The sequence below is a fragment of the Streptomyces griseorubiginosus genome (genome assembly GCF_017614965.1).
GTDB lineage: Bacteria > Actinomycetota > Actinomycetes > Streptomycetales > Streptomycetaceae > Streptomyces > Streptomyces griseorubiginosus_B.
The window spans coordinates 1-1,078 of the sequence record NZ_WVUG01000666.1 but is presented as its reverse complement, the minus strand read 5'-3'; the positions used below and the strand labels follow the sequence as shown (position 1 = coordinate 1,078).

Genomic DNA, 1,078 nt, shown 5'->3' with positions numbered 1-1,078 from the left:
AGCCACCACCCACCACACACCCCGCACACACCAGGCAGACATCAGCAGGAGGTAGCGAGCCATGGCGCTCGACCAGTCCTTCGTGGGGCGGACCTACCCGCCCACCGACCCCTATGAGGTGGGCCGGGAGAAGATCCGCGAGTTCGCCGAGGCGGTGGGGGACACCAACCCCGCGTACACGGACCCGGAGGCGGCCAAGGCGCTCGGTCACCCCGACGTCATCGCCCCGCCGACCTTCGTGTTCTCCATCACCTTCAAGGCCGCCGGACAGGTCGTCCAGGACCCACAACTCGGCCTGGACTACAGCCGCGTGGTGCACGGCGACCAGAAGTTCTCCTACGTCCGCCCGGTACGGGCCGGCGACCGGCTCACCGTCACCTCCACCATCGAGGCGATCAAGTCCATGGCCGGCAACGACATCCTCGACATCCGGGGCGAGGTCCACGACGAGGCGGGCGAGCACGTGGTGACCGCCTGGACGAAGCTGGTCGCGCGCGCGGCAGAGGAGGCGTGAGAGCAGGATGACGGCGAAGATCGCATACGACGATGTAGAGGTCGGCAGCGAACTGCCGGCCCAGTCCTTCCCCGTGACCCGTGCCACGCTCGTCCAGTACGCGGGCGCCTCCGGTGACTTCAACCCCATCCACTGGAACGAGAAGTTCGCCAAGGAGGTGGGCCTGCCGGACGTCATCGCGCACGGCATGTTCACGATGGCCGAGGCGATCCGGGTGGTCACCGACTGGGCCGGCGACCCGGGCGCGGTCGTCGAGTACGGGGTCCGCTTCACGAAGCCCGTCGTCGTCCCCAACGACGACCAGGGCGCCCTGATCGAGGTCAGCGCCAAGGTGGCCGCCAAGCTCGACGACAACACGGTCCGCGTGGACCTCACCGCGACGAGCGCCGGCCAGAAGGTGCTGGGCATGTCGCGGGCGGTAGTACGCCTGGCATGAGCACGATGGCCGAGGCGATCCGGGTGGTCACCGACTGGGCCGGCGACCCGGGCGCGGTCGTCGAGTACGGGGTCCGCTTCACGAAGCCCGTCGTCGTCCCCAACGACGACCAGGGCGCCCTGATCGAG

2 protein-coding genes are annotated in these 1,078 nt (G+C 69.1%); both read left to right on the top strand.

Translation table 11 applies throughout. From position 1 onward, the window contains the following. The first annotated feature begins 61 nt into the window (after positions 1-61). Positions 62-514 carry a MaoC family dehydratase N-terminal domain-containing protein gene (locus GRC12_RS44610; protein WP_208786119.1) on the top strand — a complete coding sequence of 151 codons (453 nt, stop codon included), beginning with the start codon at positions 62-64 and terminating at the stop codon, positions 512-514. 7 nt (positions 515-521) lie between these two features. Then, positions 522-950 (top strand): MaoC family dehydratase, encoded by a 429-nt coding sequence (locus GRC12_RS44605; RefSeq protein ID WP_208786118.1) that lies wholly within the window; start codon positions 522-524, stop codon positions 948-950. The last annotated feature ends 128 nt before the right edge of the window (positions 951-1,078 follow it).